24 protein-coding genes and 1 pseudogene are annotated in these 21792 nt (G+C 67.7%); 19 read left to right on the top strand and 6 right to left on the bottom strand.

Annotated elements, in window-relative coordinates:
* Positions 1–157 precede the first annotated feature (157 nt).
* From ABEA07_RS18325 to ABEA07_RS18290, 8 genes are all read left to right on the top strand, one after another.
* Positions 158–1411, top strand: coding sequence for an ABC transporter substrate-binding protein (locus tag ABEA07_RS18325; RefSeq protein WP_345539638.1), 1254 nt, complete (start codon positions 158–160; stop codon positions 1409–1411).
* 13 nt (positions 1412–1424) lie between these two features.
* A complete protein-coding gene (locus ABEA07_RS18320) occupies positions 1425–2144 on the top strand; it encodes an ABC transporter ATP-binding protein (protein ID WP_345539637.1) in 720 nt (239 codons plus the stop codon).
* On the top strand, positions 2141–2842 hold the full coding sequence (locus ABEA07_RS18315) for an ABC transporter ATP-binding protein (protein ID WP_345539636.1): 702 nt from the start codon (positions 2141–2143) through the stop codon (positions 2840–2842). Before ABEA07_RS18320 ends, ABEA07_RS18315 begins: the two co-directional genes overlap by 4 nt.
* Positions 2843–2844: 2 nt before the next feature.
* On the top strand, positions 2845–3705 hold the full coding sequence (locus ABEA07_RS18310) for a branched-chain amino acid ABC transporter permease (RefSeq protein WP_345539635.1): 861 nt from the start codon (positions 2845–2847) through the stop codon (positions 3703–3705).
* A gap of 4 nt (positions 3706–3709) precedes the next feature.
* The gene (locus ABEA07_RS18305; protein ID WP_345539634.1) at positions 3710–4804 is read left to right on the top strand and encodes a branched-chain amino acid ABC transporter permease; all 1095 of its coding nucleotides are present in this window, start codon (positions 3710–3712) and stop codon (positions 4802–4804) included.
* A gap of 93 nt (positions 4805–4897) precedes the next feature.
* Complete coding sequence (locus tag ABEA07_RS18300; RefSeq protein WP_345539633.1) at positions 4898–5179, top strand: type II toxin-antitoxin system TacA family antitoxin; 282 nt, start codon at positions 4898–4900, stop codon at positions 5177–5179.
* Positions 5176–5694, top strand: a complete 519-nt coding sequence (locus ABEA07_RS18295) for an N-acetyltransferase (protein WP_345539632.1) — start codon at positions 5176–5178, stop codon at positions 5692–5694. The genes ABEA07_RS18300 and ABEA07_RS18295 overlap by 4 nt, the downstream gene beginning before the upstream one ends.
* Before the next feature lie 283 nt (positions 5695–5977).
* Entirely contained in the window at positions 5978–7255 is a 1278-nt protein-coding gene (locus tag ABEA07_RS18290) for an MFS transporter (RefSeq protein ID WP_345539631.1), read from the top strand.
* On the opposite strand, the gene ABEA07_RS18285 is transcribed toward ABEA07_RS18290, so the two are convergent.
* Together ABEA07_RS18285 and ABEA07_RS18280 are read right to left on the bottom strand one after the other, a co-directional pair.
* Positions 7243–8202: a Bug family tripartite tricarboxylate transporter substrate binding protein gene (locus ABEA07_RS18285; protein WP_345539630.1), complete on the bottom strand. Its 960-nt coding sequence runs from the start codon at positions 8200–8202 to the stop codon at positions 7243–7245. The genes ABEA07_RS18290 and ABEA07_RS18285 overlap by 13 nt on opposite strands.
* Before the next feature lie 47 nt (positions 8203–8249).
* Positions 8250–9821, bottom strand: coding sequence for an alkaline phosphatase family protein (locus ABEA07_RS18280; protein WP_345539629.1), 1572 nt, complete (start codon positions 9819–9821; stop codon positions 8250–8252).
* 102 nt (positions 9822–9923) lie between these two features.
* Between ABEA07_RS18280 and ABEA07_RS18275 the strand changes: the two genes are divergently transcribed.
* Entirely contained in the window at positions 9924–10706 is a 783-nt protein-coding gene (locus ABEA07_RS18275) for a helix-turn-helix domain-containing protein (RefSeq protein WP_345539627.1), read from the top strand.
* 21 nt (positions 10707–10727) lie between these two features.
* Here the strand turns inward: ABEA07_RS18275 and ABEA07_RS18270 are convergent, their stop codons facing one another.
* Positions 10728–11018, bottom strand: a complete 291-nt coding sequence (locus ABEA07_RS18270; RefSeq protein WP_345539626.1) for a DUF1330 domain-containing protein — start codon at positions 11016–11018, stop codon at positions 10728–10730.
* A gap of 53 nt (positions 11019–11071) precedes the next feature.
* The gene (locus tag ABEA07_RS18265; protein WP_345539625.1) at positions 11072–11842 is read right to left on the bottom strand and encodes a FadR/GntR family transcriptional regulator; all 771 of its coding nucleotides are present in this window, start codon (positions 11840–11842) and stop codon (positions 11072–11074) included.
* 261 nt (positions 11843–12103) lie between these two features.
* On the opposite strand from ABEA07_RS18265, the gene ABEA07_RS18260 reads away from it, so the two are divergent.
* From ABEA07_RS18260 to ABEA07_RS18225, 8 genes are all read left to right on the top strand, one after another.
* Entirely contained in the window at positions 12104–12496 is a 393-nt protein-coding gene (locus ABEA07_RS18260) for a RidA family protein (protein WP_345539624.1), read from the top strand.
* Between the two features lie 12 nt (positions 12497–12508).
* Positions 12509–13339 carry an ABC transporter ATP-binding protein gene (locus ABEA07_RS18255; protein ID WP_345539623.1) on the top strand — a complete coding sequence of 277 codons (831 nt, stop codon included), beginning with the start codon at positions 12509–12511 and terminating at the stop codon, positions 13337–13339.
* Positions 13336–14205 carry an ABC transporter permease gene (locus tag ABEA07_RS18250; protein WP_345539622.1) on the top strand — a complete coding sequence of 290 codons (870 nt, stop codon included), beginning with the start codon at positions 13336–13338 and terminating at the stop codon, positions 14203–14205. The genes ABEA07_RS18255 and ABEA07_RS18250 overlap by 4 nt, the downstream gene beginning before the upstream one ends.
* Before the next feature lie 39 nt (positions 14206–14244).
* Entirely contained in the window at positions 14245–15267 is a 1023-nt protein-coding gene (locus tag ABEA07_RS18245; RefSeq protein WP_345539620.1) for an ABC transporter substrate-binding protein, read from the top strand.
* Positions 15264–16250: a fumarylacetoacetate hydrolase family protein gene (locus ABEA07_RS18240; protein WP_345539619.1), complete on the top strand. Its 987-nt coding sequence runs from the start codon at positions 15264–15266 to the stop codon at positions 16248–16250. Before ABEA07_RS18245 ends, ABEA07_RS18240 begins: the two co-directional genes overlap by 4 nt.
* 215 nt (positions 16251–16465) lie before the next feature.
* Positions 16466–16738, top strand: coding sequence for a hypothetical protein (locus tag ABEA07_RS18235; protein ID WP_345539618.1), 273 nt, complete (start codon positions 16466–16468; stop codon positions 16736–16738).
* 431 nt (positions 16739–17169) lie between these two features.
* A complete protein-coding gene (locus tag ABEA07_RS18230) occupies positions 17170–18324 on the top strand; it encodes an RHS repeat domain-containing protein (protein WP_345539617.1) in 1155 nt (384 codons plus the stop codon).
* Positions 18325–18326: 2 nt separating this feature from the next.
* Positions 18327–18560 carry a hypothetical protein gene (locus ABEA07_RS18225; protein ID WP_345539616.1) on the top strand — a complete coding sequence of 78 codons (234 nt, stop codon included), beginning with the start codon at positions 18327–18329 and terminating at the stop codon, positions 18558–18560.
* A gap of 286 nt (positions 18561–18846) precedes the next feature.
* Here the strand turns inward: ABEA07_RS18225 and ABEA07_RS18220 are convergent.
* Positions 18847–19002, bottom strand: a pseudogene (locus ABEA07_RS18220) (M55 family metallopeptidase); the annotation flags it as partial.
* 163 nt (positions 19003–19165) lie between these two features.
* Between ABEA07_RS18220 and ABEA07_RS18215 the strand changes: the two are divergent.
* Positions 19166–19339 carry a hypothetical protein gene (locus ABEA07_RS18215; RefSeq protein WP_345539614.1) on the top strand — a complete coding sequence of 58 codons (174 nt, stop codon included), beginning with the start codon at positions 19166–19168 and terminating at the stop codon, positions 19337–19339.
* A gap of 17 nt (positions 19340–19356) precedes the next feature.
* Here ABEA07_RS18215 and ABEA07_RS18210 read toward each other — a convergent pair whose 3' ends face one another.
* A complete protein-coding gene (locus ABEA07_RS18210; RefSeq protein WP_345539613.1) occupies positions 19357–20358 on the bottom strand; it encodes an SLAC1 anion channel family protein in 1002 nt (333 codons plus the stop codon).
* 109 nt (positions 20359–20467) lie between these two features.
* On the opposite strand from ABEA07_RS18210, the gene ABEA07_RS18205 reads away from it, so the two are divergent.
* Entirely contained in the window at positions 20468–21421 is a 954-nt protein-coding gene (locus ABEA07_RS18205; protein ID WP_345539611.1) for a GlxA family transcriptional regulator, read from the top strand.
* Positions 21422–21792 lie beyond the last annotated feature (371 nt).

Genomic DNA, 21792 nt, shown 5'->3' with positions numbered 1-21792 from the left:
CGCCGTGGCCAACCCCTACTGGAACCCGCGGCCCTTCGGCCCACCCGAGCGCCAGGCCATCCGCGCGCTGCTGCAGCGGGCCTTCGACGGCGCGCCGCCGGCCTGAGACGGCATCGAATCGGTTTTGTGCAGGCAGACAACGAAGAAGGAGACCCTCATGACCCTCAATCGCAGACAGTTCACCCAGGCCGCGGCCGCTCTCGCCGCCGGCAGCGCCGCGCCACTGGTCTTCGCCGCCGATACCTTGAAGATCGGCTACGTCTCGCCGCAGACCGGCCCGCTCGCCCCCTTCGGCGAGGCCGACAAGTGGGTCATCGACCAGATGAAGACCGCCTTCAAGGACGGCCTGAGCGTCGGCGGCAGGAAATACGCGGTGCAGATCGTGCTGAAGGACAGCCAGTCCAATCCCAACCGCGCGGGCGAGGTCGCCAACGACCTGATCCTCAAGGACAAGGTGGCGCTGGTGCTGACGGCGGGCACGCCCGAGACCGCCAACCCGGTCAGCGACGCCTGCGAGCTCAACGAGCTGCCTTGCATCTCCAGCGTGGTGCCCTGGCAGCCCTGGTTCTTCGGCCGCAAGGGCGACCCGGCCAAGGGCTTCAACTGGACCTACCACCTGTTCTGGGGACTGGAGGACGTCATCGCCAACTTCACCAACGGCTGGAAGACGGTCGCCACCAACAAGAAGGTGGGCGGACTGTTCCCCAACGATGGCGACGGCAACGCCTGGGGCGACAAGGAGCTGGGCTTTCCCAAGCCGCTGTCGCAGATGGGCTTCACCCTCACCGACCCGGGCCGCTTCCAGAACGGCACGCAGGACTTCAGCGCGCAGATTGCCGCCTTCAAGCGCGACAACGTCGAGATCGTGACCGGCGTGGTGATCCCGCCCGATGCCAAGACCTTCCTCACCCAGGCGCGGCAGCAGGGCTTCAAGCCCAAGGTCATCACGCTGGGCAAGGCGCTGTTGTTCCCCGGCGCGATCGAGGCGCTGGGCGACCTGGGCGAGGGCCTGTCCACCGAGGTGTGGTGGAGCCCCTCCCATCCCTTCACCTCCAGCCTGACGAAGCAAAGCGCGAAGTCGCTGGCCGAGGCCTACGAGGCCGGCGCGAAGAAGCAGTGGACCCAGCCCATCGGCTTCGCGCACGCGCTCTTCGAAGTCGCGGCCAATGCGCTCGGCCGGGCCAAGTCGGTCAAGGCTGGCGACGTGCGCGACGCCGTCGCCGCGACCTCGCTGGACACCGTGGTCGGCCCGGTGAAGTGGGGCGGCCAGGGCCCGTTCAAGAACGTCAGCAAGACGCCGCTGGTGCTGGGCCAGTGGGGCAAGGGGCAGAAGTACAAGTACGAGCTGACCCTGGTCAACAACGAGGCCGCGAAGAACATTCCCACGAGCGGCACGCTGAAGCTGTTGTGAACGGGCGCCTGCGATGACTCTTCTCGCGCTCCATGGTGTTCGCAAGTCCTACGGGGCGCTCAAGGTCACCGACGACATCACGCTCTCGGTGAAGGAGGGCGAGACCCTGGGCATCCTCGGGCCGAACGGCGCGGGCAAGACCACGCTGTTCAACCTGATCTCCGGTGACGTTCGCGTGGACGCCGGCCGGGTGGAATACGAGGGCCGCGACGTCACCGGCCTCAAGCCGCACCAGCGCTGCCATGCCGGCATCGGCCGCAGCTACCAGGTGCCGCAGCCCTTCGGCAACATGAGCGTGTTCGAGAACCTGGTCACGGCCGCCTGCTTCGGCGGCGGCCAGGCCGAGCGCGAGGCCTGGCGGACCGCGCACGAGGTGCTGGCCGAGACCGGCCTGATGGCCCACGCCAACAAGCCGGCCGGCGGCCTCACGCTCCTGAACCGCAAGCGGCTGGAGCTGGCGCGCGCGCTGGCCACGCGGCCGAAGCTGCTGCTGCTCGACGAGATCGCCGGCGGCCTCACCGAGCCGGAGGCGAAGGAGCTGGTCGCGGAACTCCAGCGCATCAAGGCGCGCGGCGTGACCATGATCTGGATCGAGCACGTGGTGCATGCGCTGCTGTCGCTGGCCGACCGCCTCTTCGTCATCAACTTCGGGCAGAAGCTGGCCGAGGGCGAGCCGCGCGCGGTGATGAACGATGCGCAGGTGCGGCGTGTGTACATGGGGATGGAAGCATGACGGCCTTGCTCGAGTCCCACGGCCTCCAGGCCTTCTACGGCGACGCCCAGGCCCTCTTCGGCGTCGACGTCTCGCTCGCGCAGGGCGAACTGGTCGCCATCATCGGCGCCAACGGCGCAGGCAAGTCCACGCTGCTCAAATGCCTCACCGGCCTGGTGCGCGCGCCGCGCGAGGCCGTGCGCTTCAAGGGCGATCCGATCGGCGGCCTGCCGCCCGGCGAGATCGTCAAGCGCGGTCTGGCGATGGTGCCCGAAGGGCGCCGCCTCTTCCCCAGCCTGAGCGTGGAAGAGAACCTGCTGATCGGCGGCCTGGCCGGCCGCAAGGGGCCGTGGAACCTGCAGCGCCTCTATGCCCTGTTTCCCATCCTGGCCGAGAAGCGCGACAACCCCGGCACCGCCCTCTCCGGAGGGCAGCAGCAGATGGTGGCGCTGGGCCGCGCGCTGATGAGCAACCCCGAGCTGCTGCTGTGCGACGAACTCTCGCTGGGCCTGGCGCCGATCGTCATCCGCGAGATCTACGCCGCCATGCCGGCCATCACCGGCGAGGGCATGACGGTGGTGATCGTCGAGCAGGATGTCACCATGGCGCAGCGCGTGTCGCAGCGCATCTATTGCCTGCAGGAGGGCCGTGTGTCGCTCACGGGCCGCTCCGACGCGCTCTCGCGCGAGCAGATCTCCCAAGCCTATTTCGGAATCTGAGAATGCTCGACATCCTTGTCCAAGGCACCCTGCTGGGCGGCCTCTACACGCTCTTCGCGCTCGGCCAGTCGCTGATGTTCGGCGTCATGCGCCTGACGAACACCGCGCAGGGCGACTTCATCATCCTCGGCGCCTTCGCCGTCATCGCCGGCACCGCGCTGGCGGGCGGCGCGCCCTTCCTGACGGCGCTGGCCGTGCTGCCGCTGGCCTTCGGCTTCGGCTATGCGCTGCAGCGCTACGTGCTCAACGGCACCCTGGGCAAGGACCCCTTGCCTTCGCTGGTGGTCACCTTCGGCCTGTCGATCGTGATCCAGAACCTGCTGCTGGAAGTGTTCTCGGCCGACCCGCGTTCGATCGAGACCGGCGGCCTCAACACCCGCGGGCTGGCGCTCGGCGATTCGCTCTCGGTCGGCGTGCTGCCGCTGGTGATCCTCGCCGTCGCCGTGACCGCCACCGCGGCGCTGCAGTGGCTGTTCGCGCGCACCGCGCTCGGCCGCTCCTTCCGCGCCGTCTCGGACGACCGCGAGATCGCCGAGCTGATGGGGCTCGATGCGAAGAAAGTCTATGCCTTCGCGACCGCCATCGCCTTCGTGCTGATCGCGGTGGCCGGCGCGCTGCAGGGCATGCGCACGACGGTCTCCCCTTCCGACGGCCCGCTGCTGCTGCTGTTCGCCTTCGAGGCCGTGATCATCGGCGGCATGGGCTCCTTCTGGGGCACGCTGGCCGGCGCCATGATCCTGGGCATCACGCAGCAGATCGGCTTCCGGCTCGACCCCGGGTGGGGCATCTGGGTTGGCCACATCGTGTTCCTGGCCGTGCTGGTGCTGCGGCCGCAGGGACTGTTCCCCAAGACGCGAGGCTGACGCCATGAGCCGCATGGCCGCTCCGAAGGCGACTACCGCCGCCGAAGGCGAAAGGACTCCAGTGACCCAGAACCCGGTGCTTGCCGCCGCCCCCCTTCCCACCGGCTTCGACGTGGTGCGCAGCACCGCCGCCAGCCGCGCCGCGCTCGGCGTCTCCATCGTGCTCGTGCTGCTCGCCGCCAGCCTGCCCTTGTGGGGCGAATCGAGCTGGATGCGCGAGTTCGTCGAGATCGCCTGCTATTTCATCTTCGCGATGATGTGGAACCTGCTGGCCGGTTACGGCGGCATGGTCAGCATCGGCCAGCAGGCCTTCTTCGGCTTCGGCGGCTACGTGATGCTGATGCTGGGCAACTTCGCCGGGCTCAACCCCTTCGTCGCCATCCCGCTGGGCGCGCTCGCCGCGGGCGTGATCGCGGTGCCCGTGTCCTACGTCGCCTTCCGGCTGTCGGGTGGCTACTTCGCCATCGGCACGTGGGTGATCGCCGAGGTGTTCCGCCTGAGCTTCGCCAATATCTCGGCCGTGGGCGGCGGCTCCGGCACCACGCTCACCGCGCTGCGCGGCATCGAGCGCGCCACGCGCGAGAGCGTCACCTACTGGATGGCGCTGGCCTGCGTGGTCGCGGCCGTGGCGCTGGTCTACCTGTTCCTGCGCAGCAAGCGCGGCCTGGCGCTGCTGGCGATCCGCGACAACGAGGTGGCGGCCGAGTCGCAAGGCATCCCGGTCGCGCGCATGAAGCTGGCCGTCTACGTGGTCGCGGCCTTCGGCGCGGGGCTGGCGGGCGCGCTGTACTTCTTGGGCAACCTGCGCATCAGCCCCGACGCGGCCTTCAGCGTGAACTGGACCGCCTTCGCCATCTTCATGGTGGTGATCGGCGGCATCGGCCGCATCGAGGGGCCGCTGGTGGGGGCGCTCATCTTCTGGGCGCTCAACAAGTTCCTGAGCGACTACGGCACCTGGTACCTGCTGGGCCTGGGGCTGCTGGCGATCGTCGTGACGATCTTCTTCAAGCAGGGGCTGTGGGGCTTCGCACAGCAGCGCTGGGGGTGGTCGTTGTTCCCGACGCAGCGGGTGCTGGTGCGCGGCGGGATGGAACGATAGCGCCCACGTGGGGGGGCGAGGCGAACCTGGTTCCGGATTGAATATCTCCTGTACTCCAATTGTGCTTACAATTCGGGCTTCACGGGAGCCCGCATGCCAAGGACCGCACAGACCAAAGAAGGCCGACTTCAGATTCGATTGGACGCCACGTCCAAGGGCGTCCTTCAGCGCGCCGCCAACTACCGTCACAAGACCGTCAGCCAGTTCGTGCTGGCGACTGCCCTGGAAGAAGCTGAAAGGGTCGTCCGGGAGAACGAGGTCGCAAGCCTGTCGAGCGCGGACTGGACGATCTTTTTCGATGCCCTGGTCGATCCCCCGCCGCCCAATGCAGAGCTGCGCAAGGCCTTCGCGAAGTACCAAAAGGCGAAGGAGTGAAGCGTCCGCGCCCGCGGTGGCGCATCGAGCCGCTGGACAAAGGCCACGATCGCGCCGGCTTCATGAGCGGGGCCCCGGAACTCGACCGCTATCTTCGTGAGCTGGCGTCGCAGGATGTGCGCCGCGACGTTGCGCGCGTCTTCGTCGCAGTGCAGGAAGGGTCGTCGGCGGCTTGCGGTTTCTATAGTTTGGGGGCTTCGAGCTTCCGGCGCGAGAAGTTGCCCGCGGCACAAGCCAAGCGCTTGCCTCACTACCCGGTGCCGGCCGCGCTGCTCGGTCGCTTGGCGGTCGATGGCTCGATGCAGGGCCAGGGGCTTGGTGCGTTCTTGCTGATGGATGCACTGCATCGAGTGCTGCTGGCGAGCCAGACGCTGGCCGTCCACGCCATGGTGGTCGAAGCCCGCGACGATAGCGCCGCTGCGTTTTGCGGCAAGTACGGCCTTGTTCCTTTTGTCGACGACGCGCGGCACCTCATGTTGCCAATGGCCACCCTGCGCCAGCTCGTGGTGCATTGAACTTCGAAGGTATGGGGCCCGCCAGGACCATCCCGATCATGAAGATCGACGCGCGACATGGCGAAGCGACACGCCCGCAGCCTCGAGGCGATGTGAATGCTTCATTGATTCGATGGGAGCGGTCAAGATCGCTCCCATCCCGACCTGAACGAGACCCGACGAGAGCAAGCCGCATGCGCCTTCATGCCCCTGCGTACCTCCAGGATGCCGAGCCGCCTCCGATGCACGTCCAGCGGGCCGGCACCGTGTCGATGCGGCGCATGCCGAAGGAGGACGCTGGCCGGTGAACGTCGCGGCGCGCCCCTCGCCTGACTTGCCGCGCTCGGGCTGGCTCGCGCTGATGTGCGCCAGCCGCGTGCTGCAGGCCATGATCGTCACCGCCTATGCCGGCGTGCTGCCGTTCGTGATGCGCGACTGGGGCATGACGGCGGCGCAGGCCGGCGCGGTGCAGAGCGCCTGGCACGTGGGCTACCTGAGCTCCCTGTTCGCGGTGGGCCTGCTGGCTGACCGGCACGGGCCTCACCGCGTCTTCATCGTGGGCAGCATGGTCGGCGCCGCGGCCGTGCTCGCCTTCGCGCTGTTGGCGCGCGGCCCGGTGTCGGCGGCGCTGCTGTACGGGGTGGCCGGGCTGTGCGCGGGTGCTTCCTATACCCCGGGACTGCAGCTCCTGGCCGCCAACGCGCGGCCACACGAGCGCGGCCGGGCGATGGGCCTGTTTCTCGCGGCGGCCTCGCTGGGCTATGCGTTGTCGCTGGCCCTGGTGGCTTCGCTCGCGCTCGGGCCGGGCTGGCAGGCCGGGCTGCTGGCGGTCGCCGGCTGCAACGTGGCGGGCGCATGGCTCACCGTGGCGGCCTTGCGTCGCATGCGGCCGGCCGAGGCGCCACCGCCAGCGGCCGCCGCCGGCGCCCTGCGCGCGTTGGGCGAGACCCTGCGGGACAAGCGCGCGATGACGGGCAACTGGGCCTACGCCTTCCACTGCTGGGAACTGCTGGCGCTGTGGGCCTGGCTGCCGGCGTACCTGGTCGCCACCTCGGGCGCGACGGGCTCGATGCAGAGCATCGGCATCGCCATTGCGGCCCTCTCGCACCTGGTGAGCGTGGCCGGCAGCATCCTGGGCGGTTCCGCCTCCGACCGGCTGGGCCGCGCACGCGTGATGATGGCCGCCAGCCTCGCGAGCCTGTGCATGTCCTTCGCGTTCGGCTGGATGGCGGCCTGGCCGCTGTGGGCGCTGGCCCTGATGGCGGCGCTCTACAACATGCTGGCGATCGCCGACTCGTCGGTGTATTCGACGGCGCTGGCCGAGGCGGTGCCGCCGCACCGGCTCGGCGCGGCCTACTCGGTGCGCTCGGTGATGGGCTTTGGCGCGGGTGCCATCAGCCCCTGGGTGTTCGGCCTGGCCCTGGACTGGGGCGGGGCCCGCTTCGGCGCGGGAAGCACGCTGGCCTGGGCCGCGGCCTGGAGCTCGGTCGGGCTGGGGGCGATGCTCGGGCCGTGGATGATCATGCGCTTCGCGCGGCAGGAGCGGGCGGTGCGCCGCGGTGGTCCCGCTCAGTCCAGCTGAAGCCGCACCTTCTGGTTGACGGCGCCCCATTTGGCGAAGTCGGCCCGCATCTGCCGCGCGGCATCCGCCGGTGTCGAGGCGATCACTTCGAGGTCCGCGGCGGCCAGCGTGTCCTTCGCCTTCGGCTCGTGCAGCGCCTTGGCGATCTCCGCCTGCAGGCGTTCGATCGCCGCAGGCGGGGTGCCGCGCGGTGCCGCCACGATCTCGAAGAAGCTGGCGTCGTAGCCCGCGACGCCGGCCTCGGCCACCGTGGGCACCTGCGGCAGCGAGGCGGTGCGCTTCGCGCCCGACACGCCGAGCGCGGCCAGCTTGCCGGCGCGCACGTGCGGGCCGACCACGGGCGAGGCGAGAAAACCGCAGGGCACCTGTCCGGCCAGCAGATCCTGCGTGGCCGGGCCGGGGCCGCGGTAGGGCACGTGGTTGAGCGCGATGCCGGTGTCGGCCATCAGCATCTCCATCGCCAGGTGGCCCGGCACGCCGGCGCCGCCCGAGGCGTAATTGAAGGGCCTGCTTTTGGCCAGCGCGATGAACTCACCCACCGACTTCACGCCCGCGGACGGGTGGCAGGCGAGCAGCTGGTTGAAGCGCGCGAGGTAGGTGACGGGCACCAGGTCTTCCGCCGGCTTGAAGCCCAGCTTGAGGTAGAGGTGCGGATTGACCGTGAGCATGGTGTCCGGCCCCACCAGGAAGGTGTGGCCGTCGGTGGCGCGCGCCACTTCCTGCGCGCCGATGTTGCCTCCCGCGCCCGGACGGTTGTCCACGATCACCGGCTGGCCCAGTGCCTGCTGCAGCCGCGGCTGGATCAGGCGCGCGACGAGGTCGCCCGGTGCGCCGGGCGGGAAGGCGACCATCAGCCGCACCGTCCGGGTCGGCCATGTCTGCGCGCCGGCGGCGAGCGTGAGGCCGGTGAGTGCCGCGGCGAGGGCGGCCTTGATCTTCCTGTTCATGGGTTGTCTCCTTGGTTGTCGAAAATCCAAATGGCTGTTGCGCAGCCCTACCAATGCCCGATCTGGATGCCGGCCTTCACCTCGCGCCGGTTCCACTGCTCGATGTCTTCGTGGCGGATCGTGGGAAACCGCTTGCGCGCGCGCAGCCATGCGAACAGCCGCGCCGCCATCTCGGCGCGAACGCCGGCGTGGGCCTCCGAGCGGCCGAGGTCCTCCAACTCGCCGGGGTCCTGCGCCAGATCGAAGAGCTGGGGCGGCAGCCCCTGGTAGTCGATGTACTTCCAGCGGCGCGTGCGCACCATGGTCATCTGGCAGGCATCCACCGGCTGCCCCGAGGGCAGGCGCACTTCGTCGCGGAAGGCATAGCTGTTCTCGCTGAACACGGCCTCGCGCGGCGCCGCCTCGGCCTGGCCGTGCAGCAGCGGCTGCAGCGAACGTCCTTCCAGCCACTCGGGCGCACCCGGAAGACCGAGCGCGTCGAGGAAGGTCGGCACCAGGTCGATCGATTCGACCAGTTCGTCGCAGACCGTGCCCCGTGTGGCATCGGCCTCGGCGCGCGGATCGACGACGATCAGCGGCACCTTGACGATGGTGTCGTGGAACAGCTCCTTCTCGCCCAGCCAGTGGTCGCCGAGGTAATCGCCGTGGTCGCTGGTGAACACGATCAGCGTCTCGCGGTCCAGCCCGCGCTCGCGCAGGAAGTCGAACAGGCGGCCCAACTCGTCGTCGATCTGGGTGATCAACCCCATGTAGGTCGGAATCACCGTGGAACGCACCTCCTCGCGGCTGAAGCTTCGGCTGGGCTCGGTCTGGCGGAAGCCCTGCACCACGGGATGCTCGTCCTCCCGTTCGGCCTCGCTGCGCTGCGCGGGCAGCACGTCATCGGCGCCGTACATCGCGTGGTAGGGCGCGGGTGCGACGTAGGGCCAGTGCGGCTTGATGTACGAGAGGTGCAGTACCCAGGGACGCTCGCCCTGCTCGGCAATGAAGTCCATCGCGCGGCGCGTCATGTAGGGCGTCTCGCTGTCCTGCGCGGGCACGCGCGCCGGCCGCCCGGCCCAGCGCATCTCCCAGCCGGAGAGCAGCTCTCCGTCGTCGCCCAGCGCCGAGTTGGCATGCTCGTGCCACGGGTTGTCGCCGCCGTGGCCGCGCGCACGCAGGTAGTCGCAGTAGCGGTTGCCCTCCACCTTGAAGCCCGGCGGCCAGATGCCGTCGTCGCGCTCGAAGGGCTCGAAGCCACCCTCCATGGCCAGCAGGCCCTCGCCCTTGGCGGTGTTCAGGGCCAGGCGGCGTGCGCCTTCGAGGTCCGCTTCCACGTGCGTCTTGCCCACCACCGCGCAGCGCACGCCGTGCGGTCGCAGGTGCGCGCCCAGGGTCTTCTGGCCGACCGAGAGCGGGACGAAGTTCCACATCGATCCATGGCTGGAGACATAGCGCCCGGTGTAGGTCGACATGCGCGAGGCGCCGCACACCGGGCCCTGCACGAAAGCCTGGGTGAAGCGCACGCCGCGCGCCGCCAGCGCGTCGATGTTGGGCGTGCGCAGGCGCGGGTGGCCGGCGCAGCCCAGGTAGTCCCAGCGCAGCTGGTCGGCCATGATGAACAGAACATTCCGGACCATGTCGGTCTCCTTTGCAACTGCGGGAAAGGCTAGTTGCCGGGCTGGCCCGATTCAACGAATATCGGCGACCGTTCCGGCAAGCGGAACGCTGGAAAGGACGACATGGGCGCAGACGAATCGGTCCGCAGCGTCTCTCGCGCGCTGACGCTGATGCGCGTGCTGCAGGCGCGCGGCAAGGCGACACTGGCCGAGCTGCAGCGCGAGACTTCGCTGCCCAAGCCCACGCTGTTGCGCCTGCTGCACACGCTGGAGCAGGAGCGCGCCGTCTGGCGCGCCGAGGGCGACGGCCTCTGGCGGCCGGCGCTGCAGATGGTGCCCACGCGCATCCTCTCGCCGGCGCACCAACGGCTGATCGAGGTGGCGATGCCGGTGCTGGAAAGCCTGCGCGCGCGCATCGTGTGGCCCTCCGACCTGGCGGTGCGCGACGGCAGCGCCATGCGGCTCCTGGAGACCACGCGGCGCAATAGCGGCCTGGCCGTCAACCGCGACGAGATCGGCATGGCGATCGGCATGCTGCGCTCGGCAGTGGGCCGCGCCTACCTGGCCCACTGCCCGGCGCCGGAGCGCGAGCGCCTGGCCCGCCGGCTGGCGCGCGAGTCGAAGCGCGCGCCCGACACGGTGTCTGCGGAAATGGAGGCGATCCGCCTGGCCGTGCAGCGGCGCGGCTATGCCACGCGCGACCCCCGCTTCGGCGGCCACGACGAGGCCATCGAGCGCTTCGACGATCAGCTCGCGGCCATCGCTGTGCCGGTGCTGCACGGCAAGGAGGTGCTCGCGTGCATCAACGTCGTGTGGCTCAGGCGCTTCGACGCGCAGGCCCGCATCGTGTCGCGCCACCTGGCGCAGCTCAAGGCGGGGGCGGCTGCCATCGGCGCCCAGTGGTAGGCATCTAGGGCCTGGCCAGGGTCAATGTCCTTCGACGATGCGGATGTCCCGGTCGGCCCCGTCACCGAGTGCGGCGAGCGCCGCCTGATAAGCCTCGCTGTCATGGGCTGCCATGGCCTGGGCGGCGCTCTCGAACTCGATGACCACCGTGCGCTCGTTGAGCCCCGATTCATAGGTCTTGATCGGCATCCCCCGAACGACGAACCGGCCTCCGCCCGCCGCGATGGCCGGCGCCGCCAGCTTGCCGTAGCTGTTCAACTTGTCGGCGTCGCGGACCGAGCGGTACGTCGCGATCCAATAGGCTTTGGGCATTCGATTCCTCGTGTCTCAGGTGCAGGGAGGCGGGCGCGCCGAATCGGAGCGACTCAGCCGCCGAACATGTTCTTCTTGATCTCGCCGAGGTGGTGCTGCATCTCGCGCCGCGCGCCTGCCGCGTCCCGGTTGCGCACTGCCTCGACGATGGCGACGTGCTCGTCGAAGACCTTGGCCTTGGCTGCATCGGTCAGGGTGCGGCGCTTCATTTCGCCCCACTGGGCCTCCAGGCGCACGGCGCCGATCATGGCGTAGACCGCCACGAACAAAGGGTTGCGCGACGCGAGGGCAAATGCGCGGTGAAGCATGTCGTCCCAGTGTTCGAACTCTTCCAGCGTCTTGGCGTGGGTGGCCTGCTTCAGGTAGTCGTACATGCGCTCGATCTCGCTCTGGCTCGCACGCAGCACCGCCTGCTCGATGACGGCCGGCTCGATCATCATGCGAAGTTCCATCACGTCCGAGGGGCTGGCCATGCGCGCGATCGACGCCATGTCCAGTGGCACGGAGTGGTCCGGCTCGGCCGCCGGTGCCAGCAGCGGGCGTGGGGCTGAAGCCGCGGCCGCCGCTTCGCGCACGAAGGTGCCGCGGCCGACCTCGCGCGCGATGAGGCCTTCGTTCTCCAAAGCCATCAGCGCCTGGCGCACGGAGCCGCGCCCGCCGCCGAACATCTCCGTCAACTCGCGCTCCGTAGGCAGCTTGTCGCCCGGCTTCAACTGACCGGTCGCGATGCGGTTGAGGACGTACTTGCGCAGTTCCACGCCCAGTTCCCTGGAGCGCTCGCGCACGTTGAGACTTTTTCTGCTGGCAAGAGGAATCACGGACATGGCTTTTCGCTTCGATGGGGCGATGCGCACTGCCTGGATCGGGGCGCACCGCAACAGCGCGGATTATAGGAGCAACCCATACCTTTACAAAACCAATTGTGGTGGAATTGATCGGTCTTCTACACCCTTGATAGGACCAATGTCATAGGGTAAACGCCATGCTCATGCAGTGCCATTGAGGGCTCACCCGTGTTGACAGCCGATTATTGGTTCAATAAAGTTCATGAATTGGTTCATTAATCGTCAACGACTGGAGCTTTCATGACCAAGGAAATCGTAGATTGCGGCAAGCTGGACGAGGCCATCGCCGCCAAGAAGATCCCGCTCTCCTGCGCCACCAAGGGGAACGGGTTGGTGTTCGTCTCGGGCCTGCCCCCGGTCGACTTCAAGACGGGCGTGGTCGTACGCGGCGACATCCTGGTTCAAACGCGCCAGTCCCTGGAGAACGTGAAGTACGCGCTGGAGCAGGCCGGCTCCTCGATGGACAAGGTGCTGAAGGCCACGGTGTTCATCGCCAACTCCGCTTACTTCAACGACGTGAACAAGATCTACGCCGAGTACTTTCCGCACAACCCGCCGGCACGCACCTTCGTAACCGTCGGTTCCTGGCCCTGGGAATTCGACATCGAGATCGAAGCCATCGCTTTGGCCTGAGTCGAGAGCGCCATGCAAGCCGCCGTACCCTCTGGCGTATCGCACGCCGCCCCGCCCATCCTCGAATTCCGGGATGTCGCCAAGACTTTCGACACGCAGCGCGGTTCCGTGACCGCGCTGCGCGGTATCTCCGTCACTGTGGCGGACGGGGAGTTTCTGACCGTCGTGGGCCCGAGCGGCTGCGGCAAATCCACCCTGCTCAACCTGCTTGTCGGCCTGGAGAAGCCCAGCAGCGGCGCGATCTTCTTCGAAGGCAGCAACGCCATCGACCGCATGAAGATCGGCTACGTGATGCAGGACGACAACCTGTATCCCTGGCGCACTCTGCAGGAGAACGTGGAGTTCCCGCTCGAGTTGCGCGGCGTGGCACCGCGCGAGCGCAGCCGCATCGCACGCCAGTACCTTGCCAAGGTGCAGCTCGCCGGCTTCGAGAACCGCTATCCCTACGAACTCTCCGGCGGGATGCGCCAACGCGGCAACATCGTGCGCGCCCTGAGCTACTCGCCTCGGCTCATCATCATGGACGAGCCCTTCGGTCCCCTCGATGCGCAGACGCGCCTGCTGTTGCAGCAGCAACTGCTGGACATCTGGGCGCAGGAGCGCAAGACCATCATCTTCATCACGCACGATCTGCACGAGGCCATCGCGCTGGGGGATCGGGTGCTCGTGCTCACCAAGCGTCCGGGCAGCGTCAAGTCGGTGCACACGGTAGACATTCCCCGGCCGCGCAACCTGCGGCACCTGCACGAACTGCCGGCGTTCAGGTCGCTGATGTCGACCCTGGGCGACGAGCTCGAGGAAGAAATCATGGGCTCGCAGCGCGAAGTGGAGGTGGCCGCATGAACACAACCGCCGTTGCCAACACCTCTCTCAGCTCATCCAACGCCATGACCTCGGAACGCGAAGCCCTGCGCAGTGCACAGCGCAAGAAGCGCCGCATCGAGCAGAAGATTGCCCTGGTGCAGGTGCTCCTGCTGGCCGTGGTCCTGGCCTTCTGGGAGCTGGCATCCGGCCGGCTGTTCGATCTGTTCTGGGTCTCCCGGCCTTCCCTGATCCTGCAGTACATCTGGGACTTCGTGCAGAAGGACTTCTGGAAGCACTTCATGTTCACGATGACCGCGACCTGGGTCGGCTTCGCCGCCGGGGCCGCGGGCGGCATGCTGGCCGGCATGGGCTTGAGCCGCTCGGCGTTCCTCTCGGCGGTGCTCGACCCCTTCCTCGTCGCGATCAACGGCATCCCGCGCGTCGCGCTCGCACCGCTCTTCGTCGTGTGGTTCGGGATCGGGCTGCTGCCGAAGATCGTGCTGGTGTTCACCCTGGTGTTCTTCGTGATGTTCTACAACACCTACTCGGGCATCAAGAGCATCGAGAAGTCCTTCGTGGACCTCGCGTGGGTCATGGGCGCCAACGACAAGGCCATCTTCCGCAAGGTGGTGCTACCGGCCGCCACGCCCTACATCTTCCTGGGGCTGAAGTTGTCGATTCCCTATGCGCTGATCGGCGCGATCATCGGCGAGTTCGTGGCCTCCAGCGCGGGCCTGGGCTGGAAGATCCAGGTCGAGACGGCGCAGTACAACACCACCGGAACCATGGCGGGGCTGTTGCTGCTGATGGCGATCGTCACCGTCATGAACGCGCTGTTCTCGCTCTTCGAGCGCCGCATGCTGCGCTGGCGGCCGCCCACGCGCATCGGCCAACTCGACGCCTGAACCCCACCCGCCCCACGACTCAACAAACGGAGAGCGACCATGTCGACTATCAATCGGCGGCACGCCGTCAAGACCCTCGCGCTTGGCGCAGTGCTCGGCACGTCCGGGCTGCGGCCCGCCTGGGCGCAGAGCAGGATCAAGGTGACGCAGGCCGTCAGCTCCCTGGCCTACGTGCAGAGCTTCGTGGCCCAGCAGCGCGGGCTCTTCAAGGCCGAAGGCCTGGAGGCCGAGCTGGTCAACACCGGAGGGGGCGGCCCCGACGTGCAGATCGTGCTCGCAGGCCACGCCGAGTTCACCGTCAACGACGGCGCGCAGGTGCTGCCGGCGCTGCAGCAGGGCCAGAAGCTCCAATGCGTGATGGCGCTGCTCAACAAGTCCATCGTGAACGTGACCATGCGCAAGCAGGTGGCCGACAAGCTGGGCGTCAGCGCTTCGATGCCCGTCGCGGAGCGCGTGCGCCGCATGAAGGGCCTGCGCATCGGCGTGACGCGGCCAGGTTCGCTCACCTGGCAGATGGCGCGCTACAACTTCATCACGGCTGGCATGGACCCGGACAAGGATGCCGAGATCACCGGCATGGGGGATGCCCCATCACTCGCCGCCGCACTGCGCCGGGGCAACCTCGACGTGATCTACATCTCGGTACCCATCGGCGAGACGCTGGTCAGCCAGGGCGCCGCCATCACGCTGCTCGACAATTCCAGCGGCGACGATCCCAGCCTGCCTTCCTTCCTGATGGAGGGCCTGTGGGCCACGCCCGACTTCATCCGCAAGAACCGCGAACTGGTCGCCAAAACCGTGCGGGCGTACCGCAACGCTTCGGCCTACCTGGTGCAAAGCACGCCCGAGGAGGCGGCCAAGACCTTGAAGCCTGTGTTCACCGGCCTCGACGACGACGTGTTGCTCGAAGGCGTCAGGCGCGTGAAGCAGGCCGTGTCGCCCACCGGCATCGTGGATGCCGCGCTGATGGACAACACGCAGAAGGTGCTGGAGCTCAACGGCGTGTTGAAGAAACGAATGAGCCTGGCCGAGATGTTCGACCCCTCCTTCCTCAAAGCATGAAACTCCTAAGATTCATCGCGCCCGGCGACCGGGCTGCCGACGCGGCGCGGCTCGGCCTGCAGCGCGGGGACCGCATCGCCGACCTGGGCCAGCTCGCGCGTGACCTGCACGACGAACGCCGACACTGGTTCGAGGACATGCCGGGCTTCATCCGCGGCGGCGCCGAGGCACAGGCTCACGTCGCCCGGCACGGGCAAGCCTTGTTCGAGACGGGCGCTGGGGTGTACGCGATGGGCGAGGTGCGGCTGCTGGCGCCGTTCATGCCGACCACCATCCTGTGCGCCGGGAGCAACTACCACGCACACAACCGGGAGAAGGCGGCGGCGCCCTTGTCGGGCAAGGAGCCGGAGTTCTTCATCAAGACTTCCGACTGCGTCATCGGACCCGGCGATGCCATCGTGCACGACCGGGTGCTCACCCGCAAGCTGGACTGCGAGACCGAACTGGCCGTGGTCATCGGCAAGCCGGGCCGGCATATCCCGGTGGCGTCAGCACTGGAGCACGTGTTCGGCTATTCCATCGTCAACGACGTGACCGCGCGCGACCGCCAGGTGCGGCTGAAGCCGGATGGAAGCGCCTGGTACGAGCTGGGCCGGGGCAAGGTTTTCGACACCTCGGCGCCCTTCGGCCCCTGCGTCGTCACTGCCGACGAGGTGGGCGATCCGCAGGCCCTGCGCCTTCGAACGCGCATCAATGGCGAACTGCGGCAGTCCTCCAGCACGCGCGACATGATCTGGTCGTGCGCCGAGCTGATCCACTTCTTCTCGATCAACATGACCTTGAAGCCCGGCATGGTCATCATCACGGGCACGCCAGCGGGCACCGCCTGGTCATCCGACGCCGAACTGGGCGGGCGCTGGACGCCACCGCCCGCAGGCGATGACGACGAAGCGCTGGTGCCCGCCAAGGGCTACAACCAAGTCGGCGATCTCGTGGAATGCGACATCGAACGAATCGGGGTACTTCGCAACAGCGTCGCTTGAGCCGGCGGGGCCGTGGCGCTGTGCCTGTGCCTCGGTCTTCTCCAACTGACTGGCGCAGCAGCCCACGCGCATCGTCGGCATGTCGCAGGCGGGCCACGGAAGAACGCTTCTTTTTGCACGATCGGGCGCAGTGATTGAGGCGGCACCCGGAAACGTGACTTTCGCCACTTCCCCGGCGGGCTGTAGGACGGTTCAATAGAACCAATTACTGCACCATGTTCACCGCGCTGCTCCATTCCTCCCTGCGCCGCCGGCGCCGCCCCGAGAGGCGGCTACGGCGGCTGGAGGTCTTTGCGCAGGCGCATGGGCAGACCATGCTGATCGACTGCCAGCGCCATGGCAGCTGGTGGTCCGGCGTGGTGAAGATCCGCGAGGCGTCGCAGGACCGGGTGGTGCACGTGTGCTGCGAACTGCGCGCCACGGCCGATGATGCGCTGGGCGACGCGGAGCACGATGCGCAGCGGCTTTTGCTGATGTTCGTGCAGTAGCGCTGCCTTCTCGATCCATGGCGGCCTACCGTCGAGCGGTATGCCGAGAGTGCGCATCCTCGGACCGGCCAGCGCTACGCGCGGCCCGCCAGCCGCCGAGCGCTGGCAATGCTTGCAGCCTCGACCGGCTGACCGTATAGTCGCGCGGCCCCGCACATTGCCTGGTGTCGGGGCCTCGACAACAAACAGGCATTCCCGGAAAGCTGTCACACATGAAAAGTCCATCGCGGTGCGTGCCGCTGCGGGCGTTGATCGCCCGTGTCTCGTCCTTCATCGCCTCGAGCGGTCGCTCGAAGCGCCTCACCCCAGCTTCAACCCCTCGTCGCGCCCGCTCTTCAGGGCCTGCACGAGGATCTGCCGCACGCCACCGCAAGGCCACCGCGCCATCCGCGCCGCCGATCCCAGCCTGGCACCTCTGGCGTCTCGTCGCGATGGTCCTGGCCGCCTTCGCAGTCGCCGGTGCCCTGCAGGCCGGGCCATCGTCGGCAACGCCGCAGATCGGCATCACCACGGCCGGCTTGGCCGACAGCCTCAAGAGCTTCTTCACGCGGCTCTGGAGCCCCGCCACCAGTGGTGCCGAACAGCAGGGCACCGCCTACCTCTACGACGAAGAGGGCAATCTGATCTCGGAGACAGGCACCGGCGGAGCCAACAGTACCGGAAGCACCCAGTACATCTACCTGCCGACGGCGAATGGGCCGATGCCCATCGCAGCGATCATCAACGGGCAGCCCTACGCCGTCCACAGCGATCACCTGAACACCCCGAGAAGACTCACCGACAGCCAGGGCCAGGTCGTCTGGCAATGGGCCTACTCGGCCTTCGGGGACGAGAAGCCCACCATCGCGAAGAACAGGTTCGCGAACCTGGAGGCCAACCCGAATCCCGGCACGACGAGCTTTCCGGACATCACCTACAACGTCCGCTACCCGAATCACTATGCGGATGAAGAGTCGGGGCTGTTCGAGAACCGAAATCGCTTCTACAGCCCCTCGCTCGGCCGCTACACGCAAGTCGATGCGTTTGGACTGAACGCGGGCACGAACCGCTTCGTCTATGCGTTGGACGATCCGCTGAGCGTGTTGGATGACGACGGGCTGGCGCCGAAGAAGCCCAACGGCGCTGTGCCGGGACCGTTCTCGCCCGTGACAGGGGGTGTGATCAAGCCTTCTCCGATACCGGGATGGCAGCCTCTGCCGATCGGCGTACCGGGCCGCGCGCGACTCAGTGGAGCCGCATCGGCAGACTGGGGGCGGGGTGTCGCTGGTCCGATTTGTCAGCCAACCTACTCGCTGGATGACCTTTCTCGTGCCGCTGGCGCGGCTGCCAAGGGTGGGTTTACGGCCGCAGGCAGATCACTGCAGAAACACGGAAGCCGCGATGGTTCAAAGTGGACGCAAGGGGACATTGACGTCAACAAACCTGTACAAGCCAATTCTCGCGGACAGGACCTGGTTGACGATGTATTGACAAGTCCAGGTGGTCAAGTTGTGCCGAATGCTCGAGGCGGATTGGATGCTGTTGCACCTGATGGCCGGGTCGTGCGCTATAACCGCGACGGCACGTTCCAAGGACTGAGAGAGTAGCCATGACCCGATTCACAGTGAGCGTAGGCGACGACCCCGAGCACGAGGATCTGACTGCGGAGATCTACTACGACGATGCCTATGTGGCGATGGTCTCTCAGGAAGCCGGTTTCGACAACGCGATCATCGAGATTCAACCAGGCCCCGACTTGGGAAGATGGTCTTTTCCCATGTCCGAGTTCATCCAGGCGCTTGATCATGCGAGGCAGCGCCTTTGGGAGCTGCGGCGATCCTGAGTTGAACAAGGTCCACAGCGATCAAGTGAACGCTCAATCCAGCGTGAGACCGCCGATGTCCTCGACCACCTTTCCCGAGCGCGCGGTATCGGCGCGCACCAGCTCGTAGGATTTCGCACCCGACAGGCCCGTGGCAACGTAGCCCAGCTCGTTGGGCCGTCTTGTCCGCCGGAGGGGGTGGGCGGTGCAACGGAGGTGCAGGTTGCCGGGCGATACCGCGAAGCTGTCAGGATTGGCATGCGGCCTTTTCGAAGCAACGCAACGCCTGCATGGCTGCAGAGGCCCCTCAGCGCAACATCGCCGACATCGCCGAACAGCAGTTCAGCATCCGCACCGCCGCCTCCACCGACGCCGCCTCGAATCGCAGCTCGCTCGCTCCGCAGCGCTCGAAGCTCGGCCGTTGGCAGAACAGATCGGCCAGCGCCGGCGTCTGCGTGCGCAGGGTGACCATTCGATGACCACGGTGCGCTCGTGGAGCCCCGATTCATAGGTCTTGGTGGGCATTCCCGAACGACGAACCGGCCTCCGCCCGCCGCGATGGCCGGCGCCGCCCCGAGAGGCGGCTACGGCGACTGGAGGTCTTTGCGCAGGCGCATGGCCAGATCATGCTGATCGACTGCCAGCGCCACGGTAGCTGGTGGTCCGGCGTGGTGAAGATCCGCGAGGCGTCGCAGGACCGGGTGGTGCACGTGTGCTGCGAATTGCGCGCCACCGCCGATGATGCGCTGGGCGACGCGGAGCACGATGCGCAGCGGCTCTTGCTCATGTTCGCGCAGTAGCGCCCGCTCCTTCGCTTTCAGCCGGCCAGGAGCCGGCCGTCGAGCGCGATGCGCACGGTGCGCACCGCCAGCACCGCCAGCGCCACGCTCAGGCCCGCCAGCAACAGTGTGGCGATCGCCCACAGCGGCCAGGTCGGCCGGGACTGCGCATACTTCAGGGCCGCATTGGCCAGGGCCGCCATCGGGAAGCTGATGGCCCACCAGCCGGGAGAGAAGGGCACGCTGCGCCGGAACACCCGGGGCGCCAGCACCACGAACATGAAGAGCGCGAAGTAGAAGAGCAGGGCGGCGAAGCGGTCGACCTCGCCCACGAGGTTGGTGTAGGCCAGGAAGCCCACCGCGAAAGGCGCGACCAGGATCATCAGCGAGGGCGTCATCAGCGGCGCCAGCGGCGCGTGCTGCGCCAGTCGCTTGACGATGAGCGTGAGCAGCACCAGCGCGAGCACCGTGCCCACGCCGGCTGCAAGCAGGTTGACCTCGCCGGCCCAGGCCATGGGCATCTGCCCGCCGGTGACCGGGATGTCGAGTGAGGCCACGCCCGGGATGATCCAGGCCGGCACCATGTGTGCGTCGTCCGTCCCGCCGCGCAGCAGGCGCGAGACGACGACGAGGCCGAGTCCGAGGGTCAGCAGCAGGCCGGCTGTCCACACCGTCCTGGCGGCAGCGGCGCCGTAGGGTGCGATGACCGCCGAGAGCAGCAGGATCGAGATCGCGATGGTGCCGAAGAAGTTGCCCGAGACCGGGTGGGCGAACTCGGCGCGCACCGCCTCCGGGTGCCTGGCCGCCTTGACCCCGTAGCCCAGTGCGAGCAGCACGAACACGCCCAGCGCGAGGGCGCCGATGACCTCGCCGATCAGGGCGGGCGCGCCCAGGCTGCCGTGCGCGAGCCGCCAGGCCAGTGCCAACCCCGACAGTCCCATGACCGAGGCGAACAGGTTGACCGGCAGATGGCGGATGGAGCCCTGCGCGCGCGCCTGACGGACGGCGCCGGCGGGAAGGGTGAGAGGTGGGGCTTGCATGGTGCGATCCTTCGGCTGAATTTGCTGATGTGTTTAGTTTCTGCCAGACTCTTTCTGCCGGGGGCGCCCGATGACGGCGCTTTCTGCCAACCAAACTGCTTTTGCCGCCATGCGTATCGCCATCCTTGCCTTTCCCCGGGTGCAACTGCTCGACGTCGTGGGCCCGGCCGACGTCTTCGCCGAAGCCGGCCGCCAGCTCGGCCGGCCGCGCGCGTACCAGGTGCAGCTGATCGGCACCGAGGCCGGCATGCTCAAGAGCAGCAGCGGCCTGCGCCTGGCCGTCGATACCACGGTCGATGCCCATCGCGGAGCCATCGACACCCTGCTGGTGGCCGGCAGCCCGACCATCGACGAGGTGACGGGCGACAAGGCGGTGCACGCCTGGCTGCAACGCCGGTCGAAGACGGTGCGGCGTTTCGGCTCGGTGTGCACGGGCGCCTTCGTGCTCGCGGCCGCGGGCTTGCTGGACGGCAAGCGCGTGGTCACGCACTGGAACTCCGTCGCGCGGCTGGCCGCTGCCTACCCGCGGGCGAGGGTGGAGCCCGATGCAATTTATGTGAAGGACGGCAAGCTCTTCACCTCGGCCGGCGTGACCGCCGGCATGGACCTGGCCCTGGCGATGGTGGAAGAGGACCACGGCCGCGACCTGGCCCTGCGCGTGGCGCGCGAGCTGGTGATGTTCCTCAAGCGGCCGGGTGGGCAGAGCCAGTTCAGCGCCCACCTGGCGGCCCAGACCGCCGAGCGTTCGGCCATGGGGGCCTTGCAGGAGCACGTGCTCGCGCATCTGAAGGACGACCTCTCGGTGCCCGCGCTCGCGGCGCGGGCCGGCATGAGCGAGCGCAACTTCGCGCGCGTGTTCCGCAGCGAGACGGGGTACACCCCGGCCGAGTTCGTCGAGATCGCGCGCATCGACGCGGCGCGGCGGCTGGCGGAGGAATCGGACCTTCCGGTCAAGCGGCTGGCCGATGCGGTCGGCTATGCGAACGTGGATGGATTCCGGCGTGCCTTCGCTCGAAGGCTGGGGGTGGCGTTGGGGGAGTATCGGCGGCGGTTTGCGGGTTGAGCTTCGCCAGGGGGGAAACGGACCTCGCGGGCGCTGCGGAGGCTGCGAGATTCGCGCGACGAAAAGCGAGATTTCCTCGACGGGGTTAGGACTTGTTTTGGTCTACAGTCCGCGCCACGCAAAAACACAGGGAACCCATGAGAACGAAGAGCTTGGCTGCATCGCCAGCGCACGCATCGAGATCGCACGCATCGATGCCGATCGAGCCATGTGCCAATGCGCACGCTGACCTGAAAAGCACCGACATCGAGGGCCATCGAAGCTCGGTGATGACAAGCAGCACGCCGTAGCGCCAGCGCGCTGTCTCTGCCCCGGCCTGGGAAGGCGGGGCATTCCATTTCCATCAAGACACGGGGAGAGTTCCCATGCGT

Origin of the sequence: Variovorax defluvii, assembly GCF_039541515.1 — a bacterium.
GTDB classification, from domain to species: domain Bacteria; phylum Pseudomonadota; class Gammaproteobacteria; order Burkholderiales; family Burkholderiaceae_C; genus Variovorax; species Variovorax defluvii.
Note: the sequence above shows the minus strand (reverse complement) of the source record. Positions and strands in the feature narration are given on the sequence as shown.